Genomic DNA, 25,272 nt, shown 5'->3' with positions numbered 1-25,272 from the left:
GCAGATGCGTTTCGCCGTTACGGTCGCAACATTCGTTCTCGCCGCCGCCATGCCGGCCATGGCGCAGGACGTCTATGCACCCTACGATCCGAACCCGGCGCCGCCGGTCGTCGCGGCCGACGACTATGGCGCGACGGATTTCGTCTTCGAGCTCGGCATCGGCGGCGCGGTGCAGCCGGAATATCTCGGCTCCGACGATTACATGGCGGCACTCTACGGCATCGCGTCGGTCGAATATGTGAACATTCCCGGTATCGGTTCCTTCGGTGGCCGCGACGGGCGCGGATTCTCGATCGGCCCTTCCGTCAACTATGTGGGCGAGCGCGACTTCAGCGATCTGCGCGGCCTCGATCCGGTCGATGCCACCTATGAGCTCGGTCTGCGGGCCGGCTACGAGTGGGACCATGCCGAGGTCTACGGTTCGGTGCGCTATGCCTTCGGCGGTGCCGAGGGCTTCGTCGGCGACATCGGCGCCAATCTGATCGCCCGTCCGACCGAACAGCTCTCATTGAAGGTCGGGCCGACCGCGACGATCGCATCGTCCGACTACAACGCCTCCTACTTCTCGGTGAGCCCGCGCGAGTTCCTGCGCTCCAACGGCCGTTTCGACGTCTACAATGCGGGCGGCGGCTTCCAGAGCGTCGGCGTGGCGGGCGAGGCGCGCTACGAAGTCTTCACCGACTATTTCGTGACCGCGGACGCGTCCTGGGATCGTCTCGTCGACGATGCCGGCGACTCGCCGGTGGTGACGAAGGCCGGCGACGAGGATCAGTATTATTTCGGGCTCGGCATTTCCAAGCGCTTCTCGCTCGATCTCTTCTAGAGGTCTCCGGACCTTTCATGAAACAGAAAGAGCCTCCGCAGCGATGCGGGGGCTCTTTTTGTTTCGACACCGCAGGCGATGCCGGACGGCGGTGTGCGTCCTCCGGAACGGGCGCTGCCTACGGCACGATCGAATCGACGACGCCGCCATCGACACGCAGGGCCGCGCCCGAGGTGGCGGAGGCCTGCATCGAACAGGCATAGACGACCATGTTCGCGATATCTTCGACTTCGGCCGGGCGCTGGATGATCGAAGAAGGCCGCTTCGATTTCACGAACGCGATGCCCGCTTCCTCGACGGAGATCCCGTCGTCGCGCGCCATGTCCTCGAGCATCGTCTCGACACCTTCCGAGCGGGTGGGGCCGGGCAGGACGGCATTGACGGTCACGCCGGTTCCCGATGCGAGCTTGGCAAGGCCACGCGAGATCGAGAGAAGGGCGGTCTTCGTGAAGCCGTAGTGGATCATGTCGGCCGGAATGTTCAGCGCGGATTCGGAGGACAGGAACACGACGCGGCCCCAGCCCCTGTCCATCATGCCCGGCATCAGGGCGCGCGACAGGCGGACGCCGGACATGACGTTGAGCTGGAAGAAGGTCTCCCAGGTCTCGTCCTCGATCTCGAAGAACGGTTTCGGCCCGAAAATGCCGACATTGTTGACGAGGATATCCACAGGCCCGCTTGCCCCAGCCAGCCGCGCGGCGCCGTCGGCCCCGGACAGATCGGCGGCGACACCGGAGATATCGGCACCGGGCGCTTCGCTCACGGCCTTGCGCACCGCGTCTTCCACGCGGTCCGACCCGCGCCCGTTGAGGATGACCCTGGCGCCGGCCTTCGCAAGCCCGATCGCGCTGGCAAGGCCGATCCCTGCCGTCGAGCCCGTCACGAGGGCGGTCTTTCCTGAAAGATCGATATGCATGCCGTCTCCGTTTTGGCTGGCTTGGTCCAGGCAACCGAAACCGGTCCGTCGCGGGTTTGGTTGCGTCGTGCATGCTTCGGAACGGCCGCGTGTCTTCCGTTCGCGCAGTCGAACCCGATGCAAGGCGCGCGTGACACTGGATGGCGTGCGTTCGGCGCCCGTGTCGTCGAGGCCGCATCGCCGACGCCCATGATGCCTCGGTTTGGGAGCGGTGATGCCTCGCATCGGCCTCCCGGGTGCGAGACTGCGGCGCAACATCGCACCCGGGCAAAGTCCGGGATCCGCGCCTGCCGCGCCGGCGCCGGGAACGTCCGGCGGGCCGTTGTGGGGCAACGTTTCCCGAAACAGGAGGAAGCGTTCGGATAAGGTTCGAACTTTATCGAATGTTAATGAGGTCCGTGCAAAAAAACGGCTCCAGGATTTTCCCGTGGACGATACCGCAATTCCTTTTGAACGAGTCGTAAATGAAGCTTTTCCGTACCGGCCGCAATCATGGATCTTCCGCAGTGCGGGGGGCGTCCGACGGATCGCTGGCAGTGATCGAGTTCACGCCGACCGGAGAGATTCTCGATGCGAACGACGTCTTCTGCCGGCTCTTCGGATATGATCAGGAGCGGATCAGGGGACGTCATCACAGCGGCCTCCTGGCGGTCGGCGAAGCGGCCACGCCCGCCTACAAGGACTTCTGGGAGAAGCTGCAGCAAGGACACGCACAGGTCGGCGAATTCAAGCGCGTCAACACGTCCGGCGAGGATGTCTGGCTGCACGCCTGCTACCGCCCGGTGATGAACGCGCGGGGCAAGGTTCTCAGCGTCGTCAAGCAGGCGACGGACATTACCGAGGAGAAGCTGCGGTCTTTCGAGACCGAGGGCAAGATGCAGGCCCTGTCGCGCGTTCAGGCGATCATCGAGTTTCTTCCCTCGGGCGAAATCATCACGGCCAACGAGAACTTCCTGGCGGCGACCGGCTATCAGCTCAAGGAGATCGTCGGGTCCCATCATCGGATCTTCGTCGAGCCGAAGGCGGCGCAGTCGCCCGACTACATCGAGATGTGGTTGCGACTGAACCGGGGAGAGTCGGTGTCCGGCGAGTTCCGGCGGGTCGGCAAGGGCGGACGCGAGATCTGGCTGCAGGCATCCTACAACGCGATCTACGGCCGCGGCGGCAAGATCGTGAAGGTCGTCAAGTTCGCGACCGACGTCAGCGACCGGGTTCGCGCGATCAACGCCATCAGCGCTGGCCTGTCACAGCTTTCCCAGAACGATCTGACCTGCCGCCTCAACGACATCTTCTCGCCGGTCTTCGAACCGCTGCGAGAGGATTTCAACGCCTCGATCGAGCAGATCGCCGCGACGCTCACCCAGATCGTCGAGAGTGCGGACGCGATCGGCAGGGGCACCGCGGAGATTTCCGCCGCGACGGACGATCTTTCGCGGCGTACCGAAACCCAGGCTGCGAGCCTCGAGGAGACGGCCGCCGCGCTCGACCAGATCACCGTCACCGTCAAGAAGACGGCCAGCGACGCGACCAAGGCGCATGACGCGGTCTCGATCGCCCGCACCGATGCGATCCGCTCCGGCGAAGTCGTCGGCAGTGCGATCAAGGCGATGGACTCGATCGAGACGTCGTCGCGCCAGATCGGCCAGATCATCGGCGTGATCGACGAGATCGCCTTCCAGACCAATCTTCTGGCGCTCAACGCAGGCGTGGAAGCCGCACGCGCCGGAGACGCCGGTCGCGGCTTCGCGGTCGTCGCTTCGGAAGTCCGCAGCCTGGCGCAGCGCTCCGCGGAAGCTGCCAAGGAGATCAAGACGCTGATCCTGGCGTCCGGCGAGCAGGTCGGACTGGGCGTGAAGCTGGTCAAGCAGACGGGCGGCGCGCTGGAGCGGATCGTCGAGCAGGTGAACGAGATCAACGGGCTCGTCTCCACCATGTCGCGCTCCGTGCAGGAGCAGGCCAACGGCCTCGGCGAAGTGAACGTCGCCGTCAACCAGATGGACGAGGTGACCCAGCAGAACGCTGCGATGGTCGAGCAGACGGCTGCCGCCAGCCGGAGCCTGGCCGACGAGACGGTAAGACTGAACGAGACCGTGGGCCTGTTCCACATGGCGAAGGCGACGAAGACCGGCGGCCGCAAGAGCGCCGTCCCGCGCCTCGAGCCTGCGGCTGGCCGCAAGGAGCGCGCACCCGTCGTCGCTATGAAGACCATTGGCCGAGGCGGGGCGCAGCCCAAGCCGAAGGCGATTGCCGAGACCGAAAGCTGGGAAGAATTCTGATGGAGCCAATGACGGACCCGATCTCGAACGGCGCGGACATGCGCTGGATCGAACTGCCACCCATTCTCGATATTGCCGCCGCCGCACCGCTCGCCGATCGCCTGCGCGCCCACAGGGGCGCCCCGCTGGCGATCGACGCCTCGCAGGTGGAAAAGACAGGAACACAGGCAGTTCAGGTGCTTCTGGCGGCATCCAAGAGCTGGAAGGCGGACGAAATCGACTTCCGGATCACGTCGGCCTCGGAGCCTTTCCTCGCCAGTCTCGAACTGATCGGCCTGTCGATGGACGATTTTCACGAAGTAGAGTTCGCTCTGGAGACCAACGAACAATGAAAACCATCTTGACGATCGATGATTCTCGCACGATGCGCGAGATGCTGCGCAGAACGCTGCAGGAGGCCGGATTCATGGTCACCCAGGCGGAAGACGGCATGGATGGCATCGAGAAGCTCGCTCAGGGACGTCCCGATGTCATCATCACGGATGTCAACATGCCCCGCATGGACGGCTTGACCTTCATCGAGACCGTCCGGCTCGACGAGGCCTATCGCGGTATTCCGATCCTCGTGCTGACCACCGAAAGCGATGCGGAGAAGAAGGCACGCGCCAAGAACGCCGGCGCGACCGGCTGGATCGTCAAGCCGTTCGATCCGCCGAAGCTGGTGAGCGCCGTCAACCGCGTCGCCGCCTGATCCCGAAGCTCCTCCTATCAATCCGCGCCTCACTTGCCCCTGAAACGAAGGACCAGTCATGACTGGGATGGACGAAATTCGACAGACCTTCTTCGAAGAGTGTGCCGAACAGCTCGACGAACTGGAGCAGGGCCTGTTGGCCATGCAGACCGGCGAAGCGGATTCCGAGACCGTCCATGCGGTCTTCCGTGCGGTCCATTCGATCAAGGGCGGCGCAGGCGCGTTCCACCTCGTCGAGCTGGTCGGCTTCGCCCACTCGTTCGAAACGGTCCTCGACGCGGTCCGCTCGATCAAGCTTGCCGCATCCGCCGACGTTCTCGCCGTTCTCCTTCGGGCAGCCGACGTTCTGACGGATCTCGTCGATCTTGCTCGCGAGGACGAACCCGTCGATACGGCAGCCTTCGCCGATGTGTCCCAGTCGCTCGACCGCCTCAAGGGCAAGGTCGCGGGAAGCGCTCCGCAGGCGAGCGCCGTCGTCGAAGAGGAGGACGACGACAATGACGGCATGGGCGATCTCGTCTTCGAACCCGTCCGCGTCAATCTCGACGAGCTCCTCGCCGGTGACGGGCCGAACGTCTTTACCATCGTCTTCAAGCCGTTCCGCAGCCTTTATGCCAATGCCAACGAAAGCTCGCGGCTGATCCGCGAACTCCTGGCGCTCGGCAGCGGCCAGGTCCGCTGCGACCAGGGCGAGATCCCCGATCTCGACGTCATGGATCCGGAAGATGCCTACCTCACCTTCGAGATCGAACTCGAGACGGAGGCGCCACGCTCGGCCATCGAGGAGATCTTCGAATTCGTGGACGGCGACTGCGAGTTGACGATCGAACAGTCGTTCCGGGGCGATGACGGCTCCGATCCCGATCCCGCGGAGCTGTCACCCGAAGAGGTCGACAACAGCGTCGCCAATCTTCTCGCCATGCTGAACCTCGACCTTCCCAAGCCGGAGGCGCGCGTCCAGGACGCAGAGCCGAAGGCTGCGAGCGCGGCGTCCGCGCCGAAGGGCGTCAAGCCTGACGCCGGCAAGGCGAAACCTCACGACAATGACGACGATGCCGACGTCGATCCGGTCGCCGCCGCGGCCGACTTCGACGCCGGCGACGGCGACGAACATGCCGCCTTTCCGAAGGACGCTATGGGCGAGCAGGTTCGGGCCGGCGCGGCGGATGCCAAGAACCGTGCCGTGCCGGCCTCGACGACGATTCGCGTCGATCTGGAGCGCGTCGACCGGCTGATCGATCTCGTCGGCGAACTCGTCATCCATCAGGTGATGCTGTCCCAGCGCGCGATGCAGTCGGGACTGGCGCCGGGATCGGAAATGACGGTCGGCCTCGAGGAACTCGAACAGCTGACGCGCCAGCTGCAGGACAGCGTCATGGCGATCCGTGCGCAGGCGGTGAAATCGGTCTTCCAGAAGCTGCCGCGCCTGGTTCGCGAATCCTGCATCGCCACCGGCAAGAGCGTGCGCCTTCTGACCGAGGGCGAATATACCGAAGTCGACAAGACCGTCATCGAACGCCTCTCCGATCCCCTGACCCACATGATCCGCAACGCGATCGATCATGGCGTCGAATCCCCCGAGGACCGTATCGCCGCCGGCAAGCCTGCCGAAGGCACGATCTGGGTGTCCGCCGCCCATCGCTCCGGCCGCATCGTGATCGAGATCAGCGACGACGGCGCCGGCATCAATCGCGGCCGCGTCTTCGACATCGCCGTCAAGAAGGGTCTCGTTCCGGCCAACGCCAACCTGTCGGACGAGGAGATCGACAATCTCATCTTCCTGCCGGGCTTTTCCACGAAGGAGCAGGCCTCCGAACTGTCCGGGCGCGGCGTCGGCATGGACGTCGTCAAACAGTCCATCCAGTCGCTGGGCGGGCGCGTCACGATCTCCTCGCAGCCAGGACTCGGATCGAAGTTCATCCTGAGCCTTCCGCTGACGCTCGCGGTGCTCGACGGCATGATCGTCACGGCGGGCGAGAACACGCTGGTTTTGCCCCTGACCGCGGTTCTCGAAACCCTCAAGCCCACGAGTTCGGACGTGAAGGGCTTCTGCAACGAATCCTCCCTGATCCGCCTGCGCGACCAGTTCCTGCCGGTGGTCGACGTCGCCCGCGTGATGGGCTTCCGCACCGAGGCGAAGGATCCGAGCGAGGGCGTGACGGTGCTGGTGGAAACCGAAAGCGGCGCGCGCCAGGCACTCCTTTTCGATGCGATCCAGGGACAGCGTCAGGTCGTGATCAAGAGCCTGGAAACCAATTACGGACGTGTGGAAGGCGTATCCGCCGCCACCATCCTCGGCGACGGTCGCGTCGCCCTTATTCTGGATGTCGATTCCCTGACATCCTCGGTGATTGCCGAAGGCGGCGCAAGAGAAACCCAGCTGGTAGCGGCGGAGTAACGAAGATGAGCAACATGATCGCGGTGAGCAAAGACAGTGGCGAAAAGCGCGAGCTCATCGCCTTTCGCATGGCGAAACAGGAATTCTGCATCGACATCAGGACGGTGCGCGAGATCCGCGGCTACGTGGCTGCGACCCCCTTGCCCAAGACGCCGAACTACGTCGTCGGCGTGATCAACCTGCGTGGTACGGTCCTGCCGGTCATCGACCTGGGACTGCGCATGGGCCTGAAGGCGATCGAGCCGACGGCCCGTTCGGTGATCATGGTGGTGAAGCTCGGTCCGCAGCTGTTCGGCCTGCTGGTGGATGCCGTCTCGGACATTCTCAGCGTCACCGAGGACCTGATCCAGCCCAATCCGGACATCAGCAATGATCGCGCACGCTCGTTCGTCACGGGCATGATGGCGATCGACGACCGGATGATCGCCATCATCGAAGCGACCAACATCCATCCCCAGGCGCTGGAACTGGCGGCATGACCATGGCTGGCTCGGCTGCCCGGCACGGCATGGCGGGCGCGAAAGCGGAATCGGGCGGCGGCGCGAGGAGCGACCGCGCCAACGAATACGACCTTTCGGACAAGGACTTCCGGACGATCGCCGCGATCATCTACGACGATGCCGGCATCGTTCTGAAACCGCTGAAGATGGCGCTGGTCTATTCGCGCCTCGCACGGCGCGTGCGCGCGCTCGGCCTCGCCGGTTTCGGCGACTATTGCAATCTGGTCTCGAGCGATGCCGGCCATCCGGAGCGACGCGAGATGCTGGCGGCGCTGACGACGAACGTCACCAACTTCTTCCGCGAGAACCACCATTTCGAGCATATGCGCGACGTGACGCTGCCGCCGCTCCTGGAAGCCGCCAGGCAGGGCGGGCGGGTAAGGTTCTGGTCCGCCGGCTGCTCGAACGGGCACGAGCCCTATTCGATCGCGATGACGATCCTGTCGCTGATGCCGGATGCGAACAAGTACGACATCAAGATCCTGGCCTCCGACATCGACCCTTACGTCGTCGCGTTCGGTCGCGCCGGGATCTACGACGCAGCCGCCGTCGAGCCGATTCCGATGGCCCTGCGGAAACGGTGGTTCGTGTCCCACGAAGGCGGCGCCCACTACAAGGTGGTTGCCGAGATGCAGAATCTCGTCTCGTTCCGCGAACTGAACCTCATCGGCCAATGGCCGATGACCGGTGTCTTCCAGGCCATCTTCTGCCGCAACGTCCTGATCTATTTCGACGAGGCCACCCGCGAGACGGTCTGGCACCGGTTCTGCGACTATCTCGATCCGGCCGGCTTCCTCTATGTCGGTCACTCCGAGCGGGTCAGCGGTGCGGCGAGCCTGCGCCTGGCGACCGAGGCCTCGACCACCTACCGTTTGCGCGGAGAAGCGCGATGAGCAACGTCAACGTTCTGATCGTCGATGATTCCGCCACCATGCGAGCCTTCGTCCGGAACGCGTTGAGCGGCGACGAAGGCGTGACGGTGATCGGCGAGGCGAGGGATGCGGCCGATGCCCGGCAGAAGATCAAGGAGCTCAATCCCGACGTCGTGACGCTCGACGTCGAGATGCCGGGCATGGACGGGCTGGAGTTTCTGGAAAAGATCATGCGGCTCCGGCCCCTGCCGGTGATCATGGTCTCCACCTTGACGGCGCCGGGTGCGGCGACGGCGGTGGCGGCACTGGAATACGGCGCGTTCGACTGCATCGAGAAGCCGAACGGCCGCAACCGATCGAGCCTCGAGGCGCTTCCCAACCTGGTCAGGCAGGCGGCGGCCGCGGGACGGCAGATCGCGCAGCGCGGGCCGCGCGCGGCCAGTTCGGCGGGCCGCGCGGAGCCTGCCCTGACCCGCAAGGCAGGCTGGCCGGACGTCGTCGCCATCGGTGCCTCCACCGGCGGCGTGGAGGCTCTGATCGCGGTCCTGTCGGATTTTCCGGAGGATTGTCCGCCGACGGTGATCGTGCAGCACATGCCCGAGACCTTCACGGCCTCCTTCGCGAACCGGCTGAACCGGGCCTCGAAGGCGACCGTGACGGAGGCGGTGGACGGCGAACCGCTGAAGCGGGGGCATGTCTATCTTGCGCGCGGTGGCCGACATCTGGTCGTCAGAAGCGGAGCGTTAACCCGCTGCGTATACCGTGATTCCGACGCGGTTCAGGGACATCGTCCATCGGTCGACGTGCTGTTCCAATCCGTGTCGAAGGAATTCGGCAAGTCGGCAAGCGCGGTCCTCATGACCGGAATGGGCCGCGACGGGGCGGAGGGACTGTTGGCGATTCGCGAAGTCGGGGGACGCACGTTCGCCCAGGACGAGGCGACGTCGCTGGTCTACGGCATGCCGCGGGCCGCAAGGGATATCGGAGCGGTCAGCAAGGGCACGCCGTTGCACAAGATCACGAAAGAGATCTTCAGCTGACGGAGCCCGAAGCGGCAGCGCGTGACGGCGACGAGGGCAGCATGCACCGGCGTCGATGAGCGAAGACAAAACGGTTCCGGCAGTGTCCCGCGCGATCCGCCGAAGGAAAGAATGGTAAGAGGAACGACATGAGTACCAAGAACTTGTTCAAAGTTTTGATCGCGGACGATCACCGCACGAGTCGCATGATCGTGGTGGACGCGCTGAATCAGCTTGGCATCAGCAATGTCGTCATCGCGGGCGACGGCGAGGAGGCTCTGAAGATGATGATGGCCAGTCCCGCCCACATGGTCATTTCCGACTTCAACATGCCCAAGCTCGACGGGCTTCAGCTGCTGAAGGCCCTGCGCAGCTACAAGCCGACGACCAAGACGCCGTTCCTCATCCTGAGCGGACGCGGCGATCGGGAGCTGGTGAAGCAGGCGATCGGGCTCGGAGCCAACAACTACCTGCTCAAGCCGATCACGGTGCCGGTCCTGAAAAAGACGATCGAGGCGGTTGTCGGTCGCCTGCAATGAACGAAGATCAGGTACGTTACCAAAAGCATACGGTGATCCAGGGCCAGGCCTACGTGACACGGCAGGACATCGTCCTGACGACGCTTCTCGGATCGTGCATCGCAGCGTGTATCTGCGATCGCGAGGCCGGCGTTGGCGGGATGAACCATTTCCTTCTTCCGGGCGAGTCCAACAACGGGCTTGGCAGCCGATCCGAAAGCTATGGTGCCTACCTGATGGAACTGCTTATCAACGGCCTGCTGACGAAGGGCGCGCGGCGCCATGCCCTCCAGGCGAAAGTGTTCGGCGGGGCGAGAACCATGGATCTCATGAGCGACATCGGCAGCCGCAACGCCGAATTCGCGCTCGAATTCCTGCAGACCGAAGGCATCGCCTGCGTTTGCGTGGATGTGGGTGGCGTTCGAGGACGGCGTATCGAGTACTGGCCGCAGACCGGGCGTTCGCGCCGTCTCCTGATGAGCGAGAAGGTCGCCCTCGCCAACGTGTCGCCGAGCATTCCCATCCGTTCGCCGGCCTCGCTCGGCGAAGTCGAATTCTTCTAGTGCCCAGGAAGCGACCGGACCCATGCAACATCTGAAGGTTCACGCGTGCGCGGCCTATGGCGCGCACGCGGACGACGATCATCAACAGGTTTCGGAACTGCTCGTCTCCGTCGCCGCCGAAATGCGTGCGATCGCCGAGGGGATCGAGGACCTCGGTGGCGCCATCATGGAGAACGCCGACACGGCGCCGGACGCATCGATCAGGCTTCAGGAGATCGACCGCAGCGCGCAGATCCTCACCAATCTGTCGTGCCTACTGGAGCGTGTGTCCTCGTCGATTTGCGACGACAATCGGTTCAGCGACGTCTCGTTGCGCGAGACGATGCTGATGAGCGATCTCTATGCCAGACTCTCGAAGAATCGGGCACCGGCAAAGGACCCGTCGGCGCACGACGACTGCGACTTCTTCTGACGTCGCCGCATCGCGCGGTTTCGGCGCCGGGACCAGCCCCTTAGGAGCACCGAACCGCCCGGCGAGACGCCCGGTTCCCCGCATGCGTCTCCAAGGCTCGAGGCGCGCATTCCGTAATTCACGGTGATAAAGAAGGTAACCAAAACTTATCTAATTATCAGCTATCCATAACGTATCGGCGCTGGCGATTTCACGGCACTGACATCGGATCGTTGCGGATAGGGATTGCGCGAAAAATGCGGTTTTCATCGTTGTTCGGCTCGGGAGACAGCCAGAATATCATCGAGGCGCTGAGCAAGACGCTCATCATGATCGAGATGGAGCTGGACGGCACGATCCGGCATGCGAACGACATCTTCTTCGACATGTTCGACCACGATCCCAAGACCCTTCCCGGCCGTCCGCACGCCAGCATCCAAGAGCCCGAATTTGCCTGCAGTGCGGCCTATCGAGAGATTTTCGAGAATGTGCGCAAGGGCGAATTCCAGTGGACCGAGATGAAGCGGGTGAACAAGACCGGCGATTTCGTCTTCCTGCAGGTCTGGTACTATCCCATCCTCGGCAAGAACGGCCGCCCCTACAAGATCGTCGAGATCTCCGCCGACGTGACCTACGACAAGATGAAGCTCCTCGAGGTGGAAAGCCAGATCGAGGCGATCAACCGCGTCCAGGCCTATATCGAGTTCCTGCCCGATGGCACCATCCTGACGGCCAACGAGAACTTCGTAGCCTGCATGGGCTTCGGGCTCGACGAGATCGTCGGGCGCCATCATCGCATGTTCGTCGATCCCGTTCTGGCGAGCGGCGCCGCCTATCGGCAACATTGGCAGACCCTGCACGATGGCCAGCCGGTGACCGGCGAGTTCGCCCGCGTCGCCAAGTGCGGCCGGCAGGTGCATCTGTCGGGGATCTACAGCCCGGTTCTGGACATTTCGGGCAATGTCACGAAAATCGTCAAATATGCCAGCGAAGTCACCGGCCGGGTCCACGCCGTCCAGTCGATCGGCAAGGGGCTGAGACAGCTTGCGGAGGGCGACCTCAGGCAGCGCATTTCGGACCCCTTCACGCCGGAGATGGAAAAGCTGCGCGTCGACTTCAACGCCTCGCTGGACGTCCTTGAAAACGTCATCGACAAGGTCGCCGAAACCGCGATCTCGATCGAGAGCGCGACGTCCGAAATCAGCCAGGCCACCGAAGACCTTTCGCGGCGCACCGAGCAGCAGGCCGTTTCGATCGAGGAAACGGCGGCCACGCTCGAGGACATCGCCCAGTCGGTCAAGCAGTCGACGGCCCGCGCAGTCCATGCCGGCGATCTCGTGACCCATGCATCGGGCGAGGCGAAAAGCTCCAATGCGGTGGTCGCGCGCACCGTGACGGCCATGAGTCAGATCGAAACCTCGTCCAAGGAGATCGTCGCGATCATCGGGATGATCGACGACATCGCGTTCCAGACCAGCCTTCTCGCCCTGAATGCGGGCGTGGAAGCTGCGCGCGCGGGCGAGGCCGGCCGAGGCTTCGCCGTCGTCGCGCAGGAAGTCCGCCATCTCGCACAACGCTCCGCAGATGCGGCCCGGGACGTGAAGCGGCTGATCCACCAGTCGGGCGACCAGATCAAGGAAGGGGTGACGCTCGGGGCGGAAACCGGGCGTATTCTCACCGCGATCTCGACGGAGGTCGGCGAGATCGACACCCATGTCAGCGCCATCGTCGCGACGGCCCACAGCCAGGAGAACGGGCTTGCGGAAATCAGCCGCAACGTCCGCTCGATCGATCAGAATACCCAGCAGAACGCCGCGATGGTCGAGCAGTCGGCGGCGGCCTGCGCCAATCTCGCTCTGGAAGCGTCGGAACTCAGCGCCCTGTTGTCGAGCTTCGGTTTCGCGCGCTCGAACGCCGCCGGCGCGTCCACCGCAAAGCCCGGCGCGCGGGCGGCGAGCGCTCCGCGCAAGACCGCACCCGTTCGCAGCACGAACCCGGCCATCCGCATAGCCGCACCGGCCATCGACGGCGGCAGCCGCCACGCCGCCTCGCCGGCCCGAACACTCGTCGACACTCTCCACACCGCATTTTCCGGCAATCCGGCGCGGGCGCCGGCACCGAGCGGCGATGACTGGACCGAATTCTGATCAAGGACATCGGCCGTGCGAACGGTTTTCTGACAATCGCGCGAACATCCTGAGCGGCGCGACGGTTCCGCCACGATTTGCAAGGCCTGTTCGGTGCGGATGGCGGTCGGACCCGCGAATGGCCGCCCGACCGTGACCGTCCGCCTGCACGGGCCGTCGCCGACGCTTCGTCAGGGCAGGGGAATGGTGGGCGGTGAGAGACTCGAAATGACGAACTCTCACCAGAGGCATTGAAATCGTTGAGGAATTTCGAACAAAAAATTCGAGATTGGGAACTGGGATGACTTGTGGATTGGGATCTCTGACCGCCTTCAATTAGCTCAAGCTGCACAAGCGACGACCGTTCGCAAACAGACGCATTATCCACAACCTTTGCTGATCACGCGAAATTGATTGCTCGCGCGCGGAATTTCTTAATAATTGCAAAATGCAATCCAAAATTGCGTTCTTTGTGTTGAAGCAGTTCGAAACACCCTCAAACAGCATGAAACACCCCGAAACGGCCTGAAACACCCTGAAAACGCGTGAACATGCTCGAACATGCTCGAACTTGCTTGAAACGATCGAGAATAGACGCGAATAGACGACCAAATCGCGCTCGATGACGACACTTTTCCTGCTCGAGACCGACCATTACCCGTGGGTCTGTGTGGATGGAAAAGGCGAAAGGCTTCTACACCTTTATTGTTTGCTGTAACGCTGTTGATGCCGCATTCGGCAGAAGCACGATCAGGAGCACTTCAATAGAGAAGCTTGTATTGAAATTGGACAAGTGGGAAGTAGCGGCGCAAGGGCAGACTGCCCTTATGGCAGTCTGCTTTCTTGCAGTAGTTCTCGCGATCGCGTTCACAGTCCGCCACAGACCGTAGTGAACGCAAGTCGGTAGGGCGCGGCAGCAATTCCGCGCCCTACCAACGACATACAGAAAGTCAGGCGTCAAGCATCTTTTGACAAGCCATGCCGGTTGATCTTGTCGACCTCGACCATGAAGGCCCGTCTCGCCGCCTCATGGCGACCGTCGACACGACAGAGGTTTTCAACCCGATCGGCCAGAACGTCCGCGATCGCCGGAAGGATCTCCTCGAACGGTTCAAGGAAGCGGATTTCGCCGCGTGTTCCCTCGCCGATGAAGTTCACGCCTGAAAGGTCGCGGAAGGAGCCGTCGACGAACGGTTCTGCCAGAGCAGGGAGAATGCCCTGCTCGCCCAGGCATTCCGCCGCTGTGGCTTCGGCGAGGTTGCTGAACTCGCACAAGCGTTCGATCAACACGCCGTAATCGACGTTCGGAAGGTAGTGATACATGGTGCGTCCTTTGACGTGAGAGTGACGCTAGGCCGGTAAGTCGACCTAGCCGACATTCTCAACCATGATTCGTGTAGGTTTTCTCGTGGCGATTGTAGGCAGTGAGTTAGGTGGCTAACGACCTAGGGCGGTCCGGTCGCGCTCGTCATCGTCGTCAGCCTGCTACGGCCTCGGGCGCTTCTGCCGGGCCTGTCCAAACGTCGGCGATCTCGCCCAGGGCGATGAGCATGGCGTTCCGATCCGCGACGACTGCGATGTCGGGCGCGTTCGTGAATGCCGCCTCGACAAGCGCGTCGACCAGGGCCTTCATGTCGGCTGTGTTCAGGTGTTTCATTGGTCTTTCCCCTCGGGTCGGAAGTGCCCGCGCGGCTTCTATGAGTCAGACCGGAGTCGGTGACAAGAGGGTTTGTTTCAGTATCAGAAGTATTTTTTGTGGGTTTGTCATTTTTGACTAACCGTGTGCTTTCGTGGTTATTACGAATGGATTGGATTTTCGCTTTCTTTGTGGTTGTTGCGGCGCTTTTGATTGCTCCTGACGTTACGATAAGCTTGCCAGGGACGCCGGCGGCGCGAGCCTCGGCGGCGTTCTTGGCGAGATACCAGTCGCGGCCCCTGGCCTTGGCTTCAACGATCGGCTCGATATCGACTTGGCGTCTAGCGAAGGCCTTGTCCTTGGAGCGTCCGGCGGCGTTGTGCATGGCGTGCCGAACGGTTCGTAGATGCTCAGTGTCCTCGATCGATATCCAGACGTGAGCATGAAAGGCATCGCCGCTCTTGCTTTTGATGCCGCCGGCCCAGATCGAGGCCGGGGTGTAGCCCAGGGCGGGCTTGATCCAGCGAGCGAACCGACGTTGCAACCACTGAAGGGGTTCGGCCTTGTCGCCGTCCCTGGCGATCAAGGCGTCGATCTTAGCAAGCGTTTCGGTGCTCAGGCGAAGATCGACGCGGTAGACGTGCCCTGACATAGCCTCGCGCCACTCGCTTATCTTGTATTCGTCGGCGTAGTGCTTGCTACCCCTTCGAACGCGCCCTGCGGTCGCGTTCGGCGTCATGGGCGTTGTCGTAGAAGGGGCTTGTGACGGTGTGGTCTGGGGGGTGGGAAGTGAGGTGTTGGGGCTCTTATCCGAGGTGTTGGGGCCCTTATCTAAAGGGGTGCGGGAACGGGGCGCTTGAATCAAGGCCTTCGAAGGGGTCGCAACGCCATGTGCGGCAGGGCTTTGAGCCTTACGCACCGATGCTGTATTCGGGGCCGGGGAATTTACAAAATTGTCGGCGTCGGCCTGCTTACGGGCGAAGGCGAACGCGGCTAGGTCGCGCAAGATCGGGCTCTTGAAGCCGGTGATATGCTTGCGCGCCTGCTCTCCCTGAAAGGCTTCGTGCCAGTCGTTGAACGAAAGCGGTGCGGCCTCGGTGACGACATCATCATGCAAGTCATCGAGCGCCGACAGATGGCGCAAAACAACGCGGTCGACCTGTTTTTCTAGTAGCGTCGAGTCTTTGATCATGCTATCATGTAGCTGTTGAGCAATTCAGGGTTCAACTTCTTGTTCTTAGCGCCCGGTCTTGTGCCGGGCGTCTTTTTTTGTGCTAGTCTATGCTGCGATGATGTTAGGCCGGACGCGCTCGACTTCTGCCGCCGCATCCATCAAGTGCCGTGCAACTTCGGGCGCTACGGTCGCAGCCATGGTGCGGCGCTTGTCGCCCTGAATAAAGGCGAAGCCCATGCCGACTTTTACCAAACCAAGGGTCTCGCCGCCGATCGTCGCCTTCTGTGCCTTGCCGGTCGTGATCACGTCATCGATTGCTTTGGCGAGATCACGGGCGTTCTTCGCCGTCATCCGCTGGAAACCGATCGGCGAGCCGTCATCGGCGTCGATCTGAAACAGGAGAAAGCCGCGAATGACCGTCGATCCAACGCCGCGAAGGTCTCGGGTGATCGTGCCCGCGTTCTTGTGATCTTCGAGGTAGTCGCGGACCACTTCGACAACGGTTTTATCGAGCGCGCCGGCAACGGCCTTCAGTTGATCGGCGAACTCAATCGGCAGGCGAAACAGGGTGGTAGTAGTAGACACGTGGGAACTCCATGATTGATGTCCCTATTAGTATAACTATTAACCAACCTGAATGCACTAGAAATTTGGCTGAAGCCCCTGAAAAACAAGGGATTCGTCATTCTTCTGTCAGCGTTCTTACCGCCTGCCTAAGTTCGACCTTTGGACGTGTCGAAGCTCTTGATGGACGATTGCCCGCAGCTGCCCTTCGACAGCTTTTGCGGTCTGCCGCGCCATGTCACCGTTCGTCTTCTCGTCGTTGCCGCGACCGTCGACCTTCACCGAGATCGTCGGCGCGATCGTGACGTTCTGGACGTTGTTCGTGGCTCCGGGCGATCGGCCTACGTCGGGCGTGCGGAGATCCACCGGGATCGAGCGACCATCGGGAAGCGGCACTGCCGCTTCGGGTCCGGCTTCACCGAAAATCGCGGCCGAGCGCGAAACGCCGCCCTTCGCGAACCTCGGCAACGAGACCGGCCGTCCGTTCGCAGCAATGCCACCTTCGGCGAACGGGAAGATCGAGCCGAAGAGCGCGCTGAAGATGCCGCCACCGCCACCGAAGAGTCCGCCAAGAGGCCCGGAGCCTAAAAACGCCGCTTCAAGCGCCGCCTTCGCGAGACTGGCGAGAAGTTGCTGAAGGGCTTGTTCGGCCGAAGCGCTGCCGGTGATGATCGACGTGAAGAAGTCGCTGGCACCACCGGCAAAGAAGTCCTGCGCGGCTTTGATGTCGCTCTGCGCGGTCGCGGCTTTCTGGGTGGCTTGTTCGAGTTCGGCCATGCCCGCCGCGGCCTGTTTGATCTCTGCGCGCCGTTCGGGCGAAAGAGCGATGCCTTCCCTCGTGGCCTGATTGAGCATCGCAGCCTCGTATCGAGCCGCCGCTGCGGCTTGTGCCGACATGCCGAGCGCCTGCTGTTCAAGCTGCTGCGCTGCCGAGAATTCGTTCGACCCAGCGATAATTGCGGCGTAGCCTTCGGCATCGCGCTGCCGTTCCGTTGCCGCTTCTTCGCGCGCCTTGGCAATGGCATCGCGAGCGGCTTCTTCAGCCTCGATCCGTTGCGTAATGAGATCAGCCGCGTTGGATTCTGGAGCCCCGCCGGTTTCAGCGCCGGGAATGCGCCGATAGCCGAGAACGTCGTTTGCACTGAAGCTCTGAACGTTCACGCCATCGCGTTGATTGCCTCCCAGAACGCGAACACCGCCGCGGGCGTCATATCCTTCGAAAAAGCCAACATGCCCCTGCCAAGCCTCTTTTCCACGCTTCAGGACGACGATGTCGCCTTGCTCGGGTTTCGAAGTCTTCTCGCCGTAGTCGAGGAAGCTTTGAGCGTTCAGCTTGCCGGTTCCGGGCAAGCCGTTCGTCGCGAGGACCGCATTGACGAAGGCCGCGCACCACGCGGTCATCTTCGGATCGATGGAATGTCCGGCCTGCTTGAAGAGGTTCGACAGAACGTCGCGGTCCCGGTTCTCGTCGAGCCCGATGTAATCGCGCGCGGTCTCGATCGGAGCCGACTTCTTCGCCTTCGTCGCGTCGGATGCGTCGTCAAGGCTCGTCGCGAAGTCCTTCAACGAGACCTTGGCTTCCTGTGCACCTTCACCGATGACGCGGCCCGCCTTGCCGGCCTGAACAACGCCCTCGGGAATGCCGGTCCCGTTCGTTGCGTCGAATGCCTGCGCAATGCGCCCGTCCGGCGTCGTCGAGGGTGTTCCCGCTACGGGATTGATGCCCAAGGCCCGCATCTCGTCGGGCGTCATCTCGGCAATGCCGAGCATTTCGTTGATCTTGCCGAAGATCGGCGCGTTTCCGAGATCGTTCAGATACTTGCGAAGGCTCGCCATGCCCGACACAGCCGCATCGATGTAGCCGGGCAACGCTTCGATGGCGCTGGCAACGTGGTTCAAGCCTGCCGCCGCGTTGTCGGACGCGCCCGATACCTCGTCGACATGACCGGCGAGAAGGACCATCGCATTGCCGATGCGGTTCATGCTTTGCCCGATGCGGCCTTCGGCGCGATCAGCACGTTCGGCCAGCTTGTCGCTGCCCGCGAGGAAGGCGCGAAAGAAGGCTTCCGACGAGAGCTTCCCGTCGAGAACGAGCTTGCGAAGCTTCGCGATCGACCCGCCGGCCTCTTCCAGCCCGTCGGCGACGGCCTGAAGGATTGGCCGCGTTCCCTCGTTCACGCTGTTGAACTCTTCGGCCCGAACCGTGCCGGCAGCGAGAAGCTGCCCAAGCTGTTGAAGCGGACCGGCGGCTTCCTGCGCGCTCTTCCCCTCGATCCGAAGGGCGTTTGCCACACCGGACGCGAACTTCAGCCGGTCGGCTTCGGTCGCGTTCAGAACATCGCCCGCCGCCGCAGCGTCGCGATACAGGCCGACGAGCGAGCCAAGCGCGGCCCCTTGATCCTGCGCGATCCTGAAGAGATCGCCGAAAGTCTTCGTCAGGTCTTTGCCTTCACGGCCCGCGTCACGAAGCGAGTTTTGAAGGCCGCGATATTCGTCGGCGTAGCGCGCGATCTCACGGCCGGACTGGACACCGAGAACGCCAGCGGTGCCAATCAGGAAGCCTTTGCCGAGCCCGGCCAGCCGCGTCTGCATTCCCGACGCTGCCTTCGCCATGGAACGCTCGAAGCGGCCGGCTGCGGTCTCTGCGCGGCGTTCCATCGAACGGAATTGACGATCGACGAGCGCGTCGGCGCGCTTCATCTGCTTCTCGAGGCGGTCGATCTTCGCTTCGACCTGAACGGAAAGGTCGTATTCGGCAGCGCGTGGCATGGGGTTCCTTTAGGCGGCTTCGAACCACGACGCCGGGTCGCAGTCGGGATCGGAATAGATTGAAGGTGTGGTGTCGTTCGCCGCGGCGCGCGCGACGGCCATGGCGGCGGCAATCGCGCCGTCAATGCGGTCGGTCGACTTGGACTTGTGGAATGCGATGTTATCGTTTCGGTCGCGAACGACGGCGATGTTGTCGAAGTGCCATCGCAGGATCGGATTGCCGCCATGGCGGAAGTTCCTGCCGATAATGGCGCGCTGAAGTGTATCGGCCGCCGGTGCCATCATTCGCCAGCTTTGATCGAACCGAAGAACCGGCAAACCCTCGCCGGCAAGCTTCGTCATCAAGAGCGATGCGCGTGCTGGATCATAAGCGATCTCGGCAACCGCGAACTCGCTGCAAAGCTCGTGAAGGAAACCACCGATCCGATCTTGATCGACGACAGGACCGGGCGTCGGCTCGATCAAGCCATCCTTTGCCCATTGTCGATAAGGAACGCCATCGCGGTCGGCACGGCCGGCAAGTTCGTCGGCAGGACAGAAGAACCACGGCTTGACGATAAAGCCCTTCTCGTCGTCAGGGTCGCGCCATGCCGCGACGATCGCAGTGAGATCGTTCGACACGGACAAGTCAACACCAACGAAGCAAGGAAGCGACTTCAAGCGATCGAGAAGCTCGTCGCCGATCGGTTCGCGGCCCTCGTCGTAAACGGACATATCAACAAAGGGCGAAGTCGATCGATCCTGCCAGACGTTCAGATTGAACTGAAGAAAACTCGCGCGATCGAAGGGCGACGTTTCCGACAGCTTCGCCTTCTCGACGAATGTCGCGAGATCGACCATGCCTTCTGACAAGCCGGGATTGACGAGCCGCCATAGGTCCGGGTCTTTCCAGTCATCGTCCTTATCGGCAGCGAAGACGATCGGCAACAAGCCCGGATCGTCGATCTCCCCATTCTGGACCTTGATCGCGCGACTGACGAACTCCCATGCAAGGTTCTCTTGCCCGCGACCCGCCGTCGTCGCGACGATGAAGAGCGAGTTCGGCACTTTGACGCGAGCCGAGTCGAGAGACTTCCAGAGTTCGCGGCCGGCGTTCCCCTCCCATGCGTGAAGCTCGTCGCAAATCACGAGATAGGGCGTCTTGCCGTGCATGCCGGGACCGTTCGCCGAGACGGCGCGGTAGAGCGTCGAGGACTTCGGATAGGAGATCGAGCCGACGCCGGTCTTCACCTGCATGTGCTTGTCGAGCCGGCTATCGTGCTGAACGATCAACGCCGCTTCTCTGAAGAGTTCGCGCGACTGGTCCGCCGTCGAGGCTGCCGAAAGAAGAAGAGTGCCGGGAAGGCGCGCAGGCCCGCGAAGCATAAGAAGCGAGATCGCAGCGCAAAGCGACGTTTTGCGATTGCCGCGCGGTAGCAACAGGCAAACGCGCCGCGCGATCCGATGCCCCTTCTTCTGACCGAGTTCGGGGTTGTCTTCGGTGTAGCACGGCCCGAAAATCTTACGGATGATCCGCTCCTGCCATTCCGACAGTTCGAACGGATGGCCGGGCGCGGGGTTCTTCGGATGCTTCAGCTTTCGGAGCCACTGAACGGCCTCTTCGCCAAAGCCGAAGGGGTCCGGGATCTCCGAGCCGTCGTTAATCCAAGTCGGAGTCGTCGCCATCGTCCACCTTGAAACGGGTTCGGGATCGAGCATCGGGCGTCAAGCCGAGTTCGCCAGCGCATAGCCGGAAGGTCTTGATTGCCGCGTCCTGAAGAGAGGAAGCAGGATGGCGCTTATGCTCACCCTTTGCGTTGACGACGGTCGATCCGTCGCGCGCGATGATCCGTTCGGCTTCCCGCATTCGGCTGAACGCCATGCAATAGGCTTCGAGAATGCCGAGATCGGCATCCGTAAGAACGCGGCGTCCGACGAGGATCGCCGCCACACGCTTCCATTCGGCTTTCCCTTCACGCGAAAGGACCGTCGGAGCCTTCGGCAGTTCAACAACCGTCGAGGTTCCGGGCGCGATCGAAGTCGGTTTGCGTCCCCTCATTCGGACGTCTCGACGCGAAGCTCCATGCCGCGACGACGACCAATTTCGACGATGCGCCGGATGTTGAACGCCTTGCCGTTATAAGAAACGCGATCCGCCGTCCTGATGCCGGGAAGGTAGCGAAGCTTAAAGACGAGATCGGCAGGCGAGGCTTCGCCGAAGGCGCGTGCCTCTTCCTCGACGGTGAAGGTGACGAGTTCGGCGCGAACCGTAGCGATCGGCGCCCATGCGCGGGCAACACGGCCGGCATCGTCGACCATCTCTGTCTCCCGTTCTATCACAATGCGCCGATCGAGCTTGCCGGCGCGGATCATTGAAGCACCTCGACGAGGGCTTCGATGCTGACGATGGCGTGTCCATAAAGGCCAACAGGATCGCGAAGAAACCGAGTGCCAGAAAGCAGAAAATCGACAAGCTCGACGCCTTCGACAATAGGTTCCTCGTCAAGCGCAGCGGTGATGGCCGCGACCGTCTCCTTCGTGTCGGCAAGGGCTTCGCCCTTTGTCCACACGTGAAGATCGAGAAAGACGCGGATGAGGGACCGGGAATAGTTCAAGCCTTCGTTCACCGTCTGGCCTTCGCCGATGATGATTGATGGGAAGTCTTCAGGCCGGCGCGTGCCGTCGATGATCGAGCGCGCTGGAACGCGGCTCGTCACGTCTTCGGAAGCGACGAGCGCCCGGCGGATGGCCTTCTGAAGCGCGAAACACGGTTCGACGATCATAGGCCCCATCCCTCTTTGATGGCCTTACGCGCGGCGCGATCGATGCGCCGTTTGAACTTCTCGCGAAGCAGTCGATAGGCCGGGAAAAGGAAGGCTTGCGCCGGCTGGTCGACCGTGCCGAACTCGATCCACCGCGCATAGAAGGCGTCGGCATCGCCCGCGACGATCTTGCGGGCAAGGTCGTGTTCGCCGGCCGCGACGCGGATCGAAGCCTTCAGGTCGCCTCGATCTTCCGGCGCAAGCGTGATGGCGAGCGCGACGAGTTCTTCGGCGCACTGTTGAACGGCTTTGTCGACGGCTGCTTTGACCGCCTTCGGCACCGCTTCAAATCTCCGGGAAAGCCTTCTCAATTGATCCGACGAGCGCGCCATTCAGAAGGCCCACACGTAGTAGGGCGCAACGAGGCTGCGCACGGACGCCGGAACGTCGGCTTCAGCCTCTTCGCCGCGGTGTTCGTATAAGTGCGTGACGAGTTGAAGGACGGCCTCGACTAGATCGGCCGGCGTGTTCTCGTCGGGATAGGTCGCGCCGGTATAGCTCGCGATCCACGCCTTCGCGCTCGCGATCTTCTGATAAAGAAGCGCGTCGTCTTCGTCGTGATCGAGGTTCAGGTGAGCCTTCAGGTCGTCGAGTGCGATCGTCATGAAAAAAATCTCATTTGCGAAGAATGTTGTGCGGAGGGAGACCCGCCGGTCAGGGCGTCATCGTCCGAAGTCTCGACCCCACCCCCGGTCTCGTCCTCGTCGAGGGCGAAGCCCCGAACGCCATCGAACGCCGGCTTGTAGGCCGCTAGACCATCGAACGAGCTCATCTTGTGGGGCTTCGTCGAGACCGTTGGTCGTGTATCCGGCTCTTCCAGCTTCACGGCCATGGCGCGGGCGAACTCGACTTCGGCTTTCGTCTTCGCGTTGACCTTTGCCTTCTCGATCAAAGCCATGGACTCGGCGCTGATTGTGCCGCGACTGGCATGGGCTTTCACACGCTCGCCGTTCGCCTTCGCAACGACCTTGGCGCGCTCGGCCTCTTCGCGTTCGCGCCGGTTGTTCAGCGCTTCGAAGCGGAGAGCCTCTTTCTTCTCTCGCTCGATCCGGTCGCGAACTTCCGCCTTTTTTGCGCTGCGCTCTGCTTCAAGACGTTCGGCTCGTCGTGCTTCACGTTCGGCCTTGTTCCGAGCGCGGGCTGCCTTGACGTGTTCACTGTCGAGACGCTTGTCGGTTGCACGAATGACTTCGCCCATTTGGTTCTTGCGGGTGATGGCACTTTCGGCCGCTTCGCCTTTCTCCAGGCGTCCGAGGATGGTTCGCTGATTGGTGCCGTAGCGCCGGCTCCATTCCGCGATCGAAAGACATTCGCCGAAGGCTTTGACGAGATGCGTTGCGGCAAGCGAGCGCGCGGTGAACACGTCTTTATAATCGAAGCCGCGCTTGAGCCGCCCGGCCAGAGTGCGAGGTGACATGCAAAGGTGATCGCCCCATTCTGTTAGCGTCATCGTCTTGCCGTCATGGGTGTAGGTTCGGGCGATCGTCATGTGCGGAGATCGAAGCTTTGACGGAAGGTCGCCTCGATCGAGGCGAAGCCGCCGGTGTTGCGCGAGGTGTTCCAGTCGTCGCACGTCCACTTCAGCACTGCCGGCTCACGCGGGATGCGGTAGAAGAACGGCTTGTAACCGCCATGCCTGACGAGGAAGCCTTCGATCGCTTCCTTATCGTCGAGCGCGAGGACGTTCCAACGGAGCGTGACGACGCGGCGAATATGATTGATGCCGAGCGGAGTTGTCTGCGTGTAGCCGTCGCCGAAGTCGGTTCGCGCGATCTTGATTTCAGGCTTGTCCGTCATGCCGATCGACGGAGAGACCGGCGGGGTGAGGGTTTCGAGCACCATTATCGAGGTGCCTTTTCTTCGGCCTGCTTCGCCCGGCTGTGGCAAGGTGTGCAGAGGGGCTGCCAGTTCGCCCGGTTCCAGAAGAGCTTCATGTTCCCGCGGTGCGGCTCGATATGATCGACGAGGGTCGCAGGTGCGCCGCAACGTCGACAGGACGGGTTTGCGCGCCGGAACTCGGCAGACTCTTTCTGCCAAGCCGGGTTGTAGCCGCGCGCGCTCGACGAGGGGCGCTTCAGGTCGTGGCGTGCCTTGCGCTCGCGGTCGCGGCGAAGCTGGCAACTGCAGCGCTCGCCACCGGGAACCTTGAAGCCACAAGGGCAGATGCGGCCGGGCTTAGACGGCATCGGTCTTCCCCTGCGCATAAAGATGATCGGAGAGGTTCGCGAAGCCGGCGCGGATCGCGTCTTCAGGCTTCGCTTCTTTCGGCGCATACGCGCGTTCGCGGAAGCGATAGGCTGCGATGATTTCCGAGGGCGTTGCGTTCAAGGCTTCTTCGGGCGTCCACCGGAGCATTCCAGTTGCGAAGCCGAAGAGATTCTCCATGCGAGCGACAAAAGTCGTCGAGGGCGTATCGTCGTTCGCCTCTTCACCTTCCTCGTCTTCGTCCTGTTCGTGATCGTCGAGAGGATTGAAGCCGGCTAGACCGTAGACGAGTTCGACTGCCGGTGCCTGAAGCGCCGCGATGTTGCGATAAACTGCATGTTCGCCGCTTTCGAAGAGCGGGTCCGGTAGCGCGTTTGGATCGAGCGCGCATTCCCGAATGACATCCGAAATGATCGTCATCGATCCTTCGGCGATGCCTTTCATGATGGTGCTTAGGGCGCCATGACGACGCCCCAAGCGGATCGCGGCCCGCAAGGTCGGACGGCAGTCGGTGAAGGAAGAACCGACTGTGATCTTCAGGGTTTCGTTTGCGAGCCGCGACATGGGTTAAACCGCCGCCTGTTCGGGAACGACGCCGGTGAACTCGGTTTCGAAGCTCGTCACCATGACGCTGTTCGGACCGGCCGTGTCGTTCTGCGCCGATGCGACGAGCATCGTGAAGAACTGGATCGCGCCATCCGAATAGATGAGCTTGCCGAGAATACGGTCGCCCGTGGCCTGTGCAGCCTTCATGGCAAGCTGGCCTGCATCGGCCGGTTCACGCTGAACGGTGATCGTTCCGGAACCGAAGTCGTTCACGCCAAGGAATTTCGAGACGTTGTCTTCGTCGAGCAGTTCGTCGCGGACGACTTCCCGCTTTCCGCCGCCGATCTCCGGAAATTCCTTCAGCTTGGAAACCTGTTTCCAATCGCCTGCCGTGACCGCCGTATAGGTCGCGAGGTCCGGGTTATCGACCGTCGAGACGGGACCAACGAAAAGCTTGGTGTTCTTACCTACCTTTGCCATTGTC

At 62.3% G+C, this 25,272-nt stretch carries 28 protein-coding genes; 12 read left to right on the top strand and 16 right to left on the bottom strand.

Annotated elements, in window-relative coordinates; all coding sequences use genetic code 11:
- The first annotated feature begins 4 nt into the window (after positions 1-4).
- Complete coding sequence (locus U0C82_RS01320; RefSeq protein WP_322185109.1) at positions 5-823, top strand: MipA/OmpV family protein; 819 nt, start codon at positions 5-7, stop codon at positions 821-823.
- A 118-nt stretch (positions 824-941) separates the two neighbouring features.
- Here U0C82_RS01320 and U0C82_RS01315 read toward each other — a convergent pair whose 3' ends face one another.
- Positions 942-1,739 carry an SDR family NAD(P)-dependent oxidoreductase gene (locus U0C82_RS01315; protein ID WP_322185107.1) on the bottom strand — a complete coding sequence of 266 codons (798 nt, stop codon included), beginning with the start codon at positions 1,737-1,739 and terminating at the stop codon, positions 942-944.
- A 536-nt stretch (positions 1,740-2,275) separates the two neighbouring features.
- Between U0C82_RS01315 and U0C82_RS01310 the strand changes: the two genes are divergently transcribed.
- The 11 genes from U0C82_RS01310 to U0C82_RS01260 all read left to right on the top strand — a co-directional run bounded on the left by U0C82_RS01310 (position 2,276) and on the right by U0C82_RS01260 (position 13,114).
- A complete protein-coding gene (locus U0C82_RS01310) occupies positions 2,276-4,015 on the top strand; it encodes a methyl-accepting chemotaxis protein (protein WP_322185105.1) in 1,740 nt (579 codons plus the stop codon).
- Positions 4,015-4,347, top strand: coding sequence for an STAS domain-containing protein (locus tag U0C82_RS01305; protein WP_322185103.1), 333 nt, complete (start codon positions 4,015-4,017; stop codon positions 4,345-4,347). Before U0C82_RS01310 ends, U0C82_RS01305 begins: the two co-directional genes overlap by 1 nt.
- A complete protein-coding gene (locus tag U0C82_RS01300; protein WP_322185101.1) occupies positions 4,344-4,706 on the top strand; it encodes a response regulator in 363 nt (120 codons plus the stop codon). The genes U0C82_RS01305 and U0C82_RS01300 overlap by 4 nt, the downstream gene beginning before the upstream one ends.
- Positions 4,707-4,764: 58 nt before the next feature.
- A complete protein-coding gene (locus tag U0C82_RS01295) occupies positions 4,765-7,104 on the top strand; it encodes a chemotaxis protein CheA (protein ID WP_322185099.1) in 2,340 nt (779 codons plus the stop codon).
- 14 nt (positions 7,105-7,118) lie between these two features.
- The gene (locus U0C82_RS01290) at positions 7,119-7,583 is read left to right on the top strand and encodes a chemotaxis protein CheW (protein ID WP_322185955.1); all 465 of its coding nucleotides are present in this window, start codon (positions 7,119-7,121) and stop codon (positions 7,581-7,583) included.
- Positions 7,580-8,497, top strand: coding sequence for a CheR family methyltransferase (locus tag U0C82_RS01285; protein WP_322185097.1), 918 nt, complete (start codon positions 7,580-7,582; stop codon positions 8,495-8,497). Before U0C82_RS01290 ends, U0C82_RS01285 begins: the two co-directional genes overlap by 4 nt.
- Entirely contained in the window at positions 8,494-9,516 is a 1,023-nt protein-coding gene (locus tag U0C82_RS01280; RefSeq protein ID WP_322185095.1) for a protein-glutamate methylesterase/protein-glutamine glutaminase, read from the top strand. The genes U0C82_RS01285 and U0C82_RS01280 overlap by 4 nt, the downstream gene beginning before the upstream one ends.
- A gap of 128 nt (positions 9,517-9,644) precedes the next feature.
- The gene (locus tag U0C82_RS01275; RefSeq protein ID WP_322185093.1) at positions 9,645-10,034 is read left to right on the top strand and encodes a response regulator transcription factor; all 390 of its coding nucleotides are present in this window, start codon (positions 9,645-9,647) and stop codon (positions 10,032-10,034) included.
- On the top strand, positions 10,031-10,576 hold the full coding sequence (locus tag U0C82_RS01270) for a chemotaxis protein CheD (protein ID WP_322185091.1): 546 nt from the start codon (positions 10,031-10,033) through the stop codon (positions 10,574-10,576). The genes U0C82_RS01275 and U0C82_RS01270 overlap by 4 nt, the downstream gene beginning before the upstream one ends.
- A gap of 22 nt (positions 10,577-10,598) precedes the next feature.
- Positions 10,599-10,988 carry a hypothetical protein gene (locus U0C82_RS01265; RefSeq protein ID WP_322185089.1) on the top strand — a complete coding sequence of 130 codons (390 nt, stop codon included), beginning with the start codon at positions 10,599-10,601 and terminating at the stop codon, positions 10,986-10,988.
- A gap of 236 nt (positions 10,989-11,224) precedes the next feature.
- Positions 11,225-13,114, top strand: a complete 1,890-nt coding sequence (locus tag U0C82_RS01260; protein WP_322185087.1) for a methyl-accepting chemotaxis protein — start codon at positions 11,225-11,227, stop codon at positions 13,112-13,114.
- Between the two features lie 936 nt (positions 13,115-14,050).
- Here U0C82_RS01260 and U0C82_RS01255 read toward each other — a convergent pair.
- The 15 genes from U0C82_RS01255 to U0C82_RS01185 all read right to left on the bottom strand — a co-directional run bounded on the left by U0C82_RS01255 (position 14,051) and on the right by U0C82_RS01185 (position 25,268).
- A complete protein-coding gene (locus U0C82_RS01255) occupies positions 14,051-14,383 on the bottom strand; it encodes a hypothetical protein (RefSeq protein WP_322185085.1) in 333 nt (110 codons plus the stop codon).
- A 155-nt stretch (positions 14,384-14,538) separates the two neighbouring features.
- Positions 14,539-15,921 carry a hypothetical protein gene (locus U0C82_RS01250; RefSeq protein ID WP_322185083.1) on the bottom strand — a complete coding sequence of 461 codons (1,383 nt, stop codon included), beginning with the start codon at positions 15,919-15,921 and terminating at the stop codon, positions 14,539-14,541.
- 87 nt (positions 15,922-16,008) lie between these two features.
- Positions 16,009-16,488, bottom strand: a complete 480-nt coding sequence (locus tag U0C82_RS01245) for a hypothetical protein (RefSeq protein WP_322185081.1) — start codon at positions 16,486-16,488, stop codon at positions 16,009-16,011.
- A 117-nt stretch (positions 16,489-16,605) separates the two neighbouring features.
- Positions 16,606-19,236, bottom strand: coding sequence for a TIGR02594 family protein (locus tag U0C82_RS01240; protein ID WP_322185079.1), 2,631 nt, complete (start codon positions 19,234-19,236; stop codon positions 16,606-16,608).
- A 9-nt stretch (positions 19,237-19,245) separates the two neighbouring features.
- Positions 19,246-20,901 carry a terminase large subunit gene (locus U0C82_RS01235; protein ID WP_322185077.1) on the bottom strand — a complete coding sequence of 552 codons (1,656 nt, stop codon included), beginning with the start codon at positions 20,899-20,901 and terminating at the stop codon, positions 19,246-19,248.
- A complete protein-coding gene (locus tag U0C82_RS01230) occupies positions 20,876-21,274 on the bottom strand; it encodes a phage terminase small subunit P27 family (RefSeq protein ID WP_322185075.1) in 399 nt (132 codons plus the stop codon). Before U0C82_RS01230 ends, U0C82_RS01235 begins: the two co-directional genes overlap by 26 nt.
- A complete protein-coding gene (locus U0C82_RS01225) occupies positions 21,271-21,588 on the bottom strand; it encodes a phage head closure protein (protein ID WP_322185073.1) in 318 nt (105 codons plus the stop codon). Before U0C82_RS01225 ends, U0C82_RS01230 begins: the two co-directional genes overlap by 4 nt.
- Entirely contained in the window at positions 21,585-21,998 is a 414-nt protein-coding gene (locus tag U0C82_RS01220) for a DUF3168 domain-containing protein (RefSeq protein ID WP_322185071.1), read from the bottom strand. The genes U0C82_RS01225 and U0C82_RS01220 overlap by 4 nt, the downstream gene beginning before the upstream one ends.
- Positions 21,995-22,369 carry an HK97-gp10 family putative phage morphogenesis protein gene (locus tag U0C82_RS01215; RefSeq protein WP_322185069.1) on the bottom strand — a complete coding sequence of 125 codons (375 nt, stop codon included), beginning with the start codon at positions 22,367-22,369 and terminating at the stop codon, positions 21,995-21,997. Before U0C82_RS01215 ends, U0C82_RS01220 begins: the two co-directional genes overlap by 4 nt.
- A complete protein-coding gene (locus U0C82_RS01210; protein ID WP_322185067.1) occupies positions 22,370-22,642 on the bottom strand; it encodes a head-tail connector protein in 273 nt (90 codons plus the stop codon). It abuts the gene before it with no gap.
- The gene (locus U0C82_RS01205; RefSeq protein WP_322185065.1) at positions 22,639-23,526 is read right to left on the bottom strand and encodes a hypothetical protein; all 888 of its coding nucleotides are present in this window, start codon (positions 23,524-23,526) and stop codon (positions 22,639-22,641) included. Before U0C82_RS01205 ends, U0C82_RS01210 begins: the two co-directional genes overlap by 4 nt.
- Entirely contained in the window at positions 23,523-23,879 is a 357-nt protein-coding gene (locus U0C82_RS01200) for a phage tail protein (RefSeq protein WP_322185063.1), read from the bottom strand. Before U0C82_RS01200 ends, U0C82_RS01205 begins: the two co-directional genes overlap by 4 nt.
- A complete protein-coding gene (locus U0C82_RS01195) occupies positions 23,879-24,223 on the bottom strand; it encodes an HNH endonuclease (protein WP_322185061.1) in 345 nt (114 codons plus the stop codon). The genes U0C82_RS01200 and U0C82_RS01195 overlap by 1 nt, the downstream gene beginning before the upstream one ends.
- On the bottom strand, positions 24,213-24,737 hold the full coding sequence (locus U0C82_RS01190) for a hypothetical protein (protein WP_322185059.1): 525 nt from the start codon (positions 24,735-24,737) through the stop codon (positions 24,213-24,215). Before U0C82_RS01190 ends, U0C82_RS01195 begins: the two co-directional genes overlap by 11 nt.
- A gap of 72 nt (positions 24,738-24,809) precedes the next feature.
- On the bottom strand, positions 24,810-25,268 hold the full coding sequence (locus U0C82_RS01185; protein WP_322185057.1) for a hypothetical protein: 459 nt from the start codon (positions 25,266-25,268) through the stop codon (positions 24,810-24,812).
- Between the last annotated feature and the right edge of the window lie 4 nt (positions 25,269-25,272).

The sequence above is a fragment of the Fulvimarina uroteuthidis genome (genome assembly GCF_034321785.1).
Lineage (GTDB): Bacteria > Pseudomonadota > Alphaproteobacteria > Rhizobiales > Rhizobiaceae > Fulvimarina > Fulvimarina uroteuthidis.
The sequence above is the reverse complement of the archived record's forward strand: the minus strand, read 5'-3'. Positions and strand labels throughout refer to the sequence as shown.

Coding starts and splice junctions, on each gene's coding strand:
- U0C82_RS01320 (WP_322185109.1), top strand. CDS start 5: ATGCGTTTCGCCGTTACGGTCGCAACATTCGTTCTCGCCGCCGCCATG.
- U0C82_RS01315 (WP_322185107.1), bottom strand. CDS start 1,739: ATGCATATCGATCTTTCAGGAAAGACCGCCCTCGTGACGGGCTCGACG.
- U0C82_RS01305 (WP_322185103.1), top strand. CDS start 4,015: ATGGAGCCAATGACGGACCCGATCTCGAACGGCGCGGACATGCGCTGG.
- U0C82_RS01300 (WP_322185101.1), top strand. CDS start 4,344: ATGAAAACCATCTTGACGATCGATGATTCTCGCACGATGCGCGAGATG.
- U0C82_RS01295 (WP_322185099.1), top strand. CDS start 4,765: ATGACTGGGATGGACGAAATTCGACAGACCTTCTTCGAAGAGTGTGCC.
- U0C82_RS01290 (WP_322185955.1), top strand. CDS start 7,119: ATGATCGCGGTGAGCAAAGACAGTGGCGAAAAGCGCGAGCTCATCGCC.
- U0C82_RS01285 (WP_322185097.1), top strand. CDS start 7,580: ATGACCATGGCTGGCTCGGCTGCCCGGCACGGCATGGCGGGCGCGAAA.
- U0C82_RS01280 (WP_322185095.1), top strand. CDS start 8,494: ATGAGCAACGTCAACGTTCTGATCGTCGATGATTCCGCCACCATGCGA.
- U0C82_RS01275 (WP_322185093.1), top strand. CDS start 9,645: ATGAGTACCAAGAACTTGTTCAAAGTTTTGATCGCGGACGATCACCGC.
- U0C82_RS01270 (WP_322185091.1), top strand. CDS start 10,031: ATGAACGAAGATCAGGTACGTTACCAAAAGCATACGGTGATCCAGGGC.
- U0C82_RS01265 (WP_322185089.1), top strand. CDS start 10,599: ATGCAACATCTGAAGGTTCACGCGTGCGCGGCCTATGGCGCGCACGCG.
- U0C82_RS01260 (WP_322185087.1), top strand. CDS start 11,225: ATGCGGTTTTCATCGTTGTTCGGCTCGGGAGACAGCCAGAATATCATC.
- U0C82_RS01250 (WP_322185083.1), bottom strand. CDS start 15,921: ATGATCAAAGACTCGACGCTACTAGAAAAACAGGTCGACCGCGTTGTT.
- U0C82_RS01240 (WP_322185079.1), bottom strand. CDS start 19,236: ATGCCACGCGCTGCCGAATACGACCTTTCCGTTCAGGTCGAAGCGAAG.
- U0C82_RS01235 (WP_322185077.1), bottom strand. CDS start 20,901: ATGGCGACGACTCCGACTTGGATTAACGACGGCTCGGAGATCCCGGAC.
- U0C82_RS01230 (WP_322185075.1), bottom strand. CDS start 21,274: ATGAGGGGACGCAAACCGACTTCGATCGCGCCCGGAACCTCGACGGTT.
- U0C82_RS01225 (WP_322185073.1), bottom strand. CDS start 21,588: ATGATCCGCGCCGGCAAGCTCGATCGGCGCATTGTGATAGAACGGGAG.
- U0C82_RS01220 (WP_322185071.1), bottom strand. CDS start 21,998: ATGATCGTCGAACCGTGTTTCGCGCTTCAGAAGGCCATCCGCCGGGCG.
- U0C82_RS01215 (WP_322185069.1), bottom strand. CDS start 22,369: ATGGCGCGCTCGTCGGATCAATTGAGAAGGCTTTCCCGGAGATTTGAA.
- U0C82_RS01210 (WP_322185067.1), bottom strand. CDS start 22,642: ATGACGATCGCACTCGACGACCTGAAGGCTCACCTGAACCTCGATCAC.
- U0C82_RS01205 (WP_322185065.1), bottom strand. CDS start 23,526: ATGACGATCGCCCGAACCTACACCCATGACGGCAAGACGATGACGCTA.
- U0C82_RS01200 (WP_322185063.1), bottom strand. CDS start 23,879: ATGGTGCTCGAAACCCTCACCCCGCCGGTCTCTCCGTCGATCGGCATG.
- U0C82_RS01195 (WP_322185061.1), bottom strand. CDS start 24,223: ATGCCGTCTAAGCCCGGCCGCATCTGCCCTTGTGGCTTCAAGGTTCCC.
- U0C82_RS01185 (WP_322185057.1), bottom strand. CDS start 25,268: ATGGCAAAGGTAGGTAAGAACACCAAGCTTTTCGTTGGTCCCGTCTCG.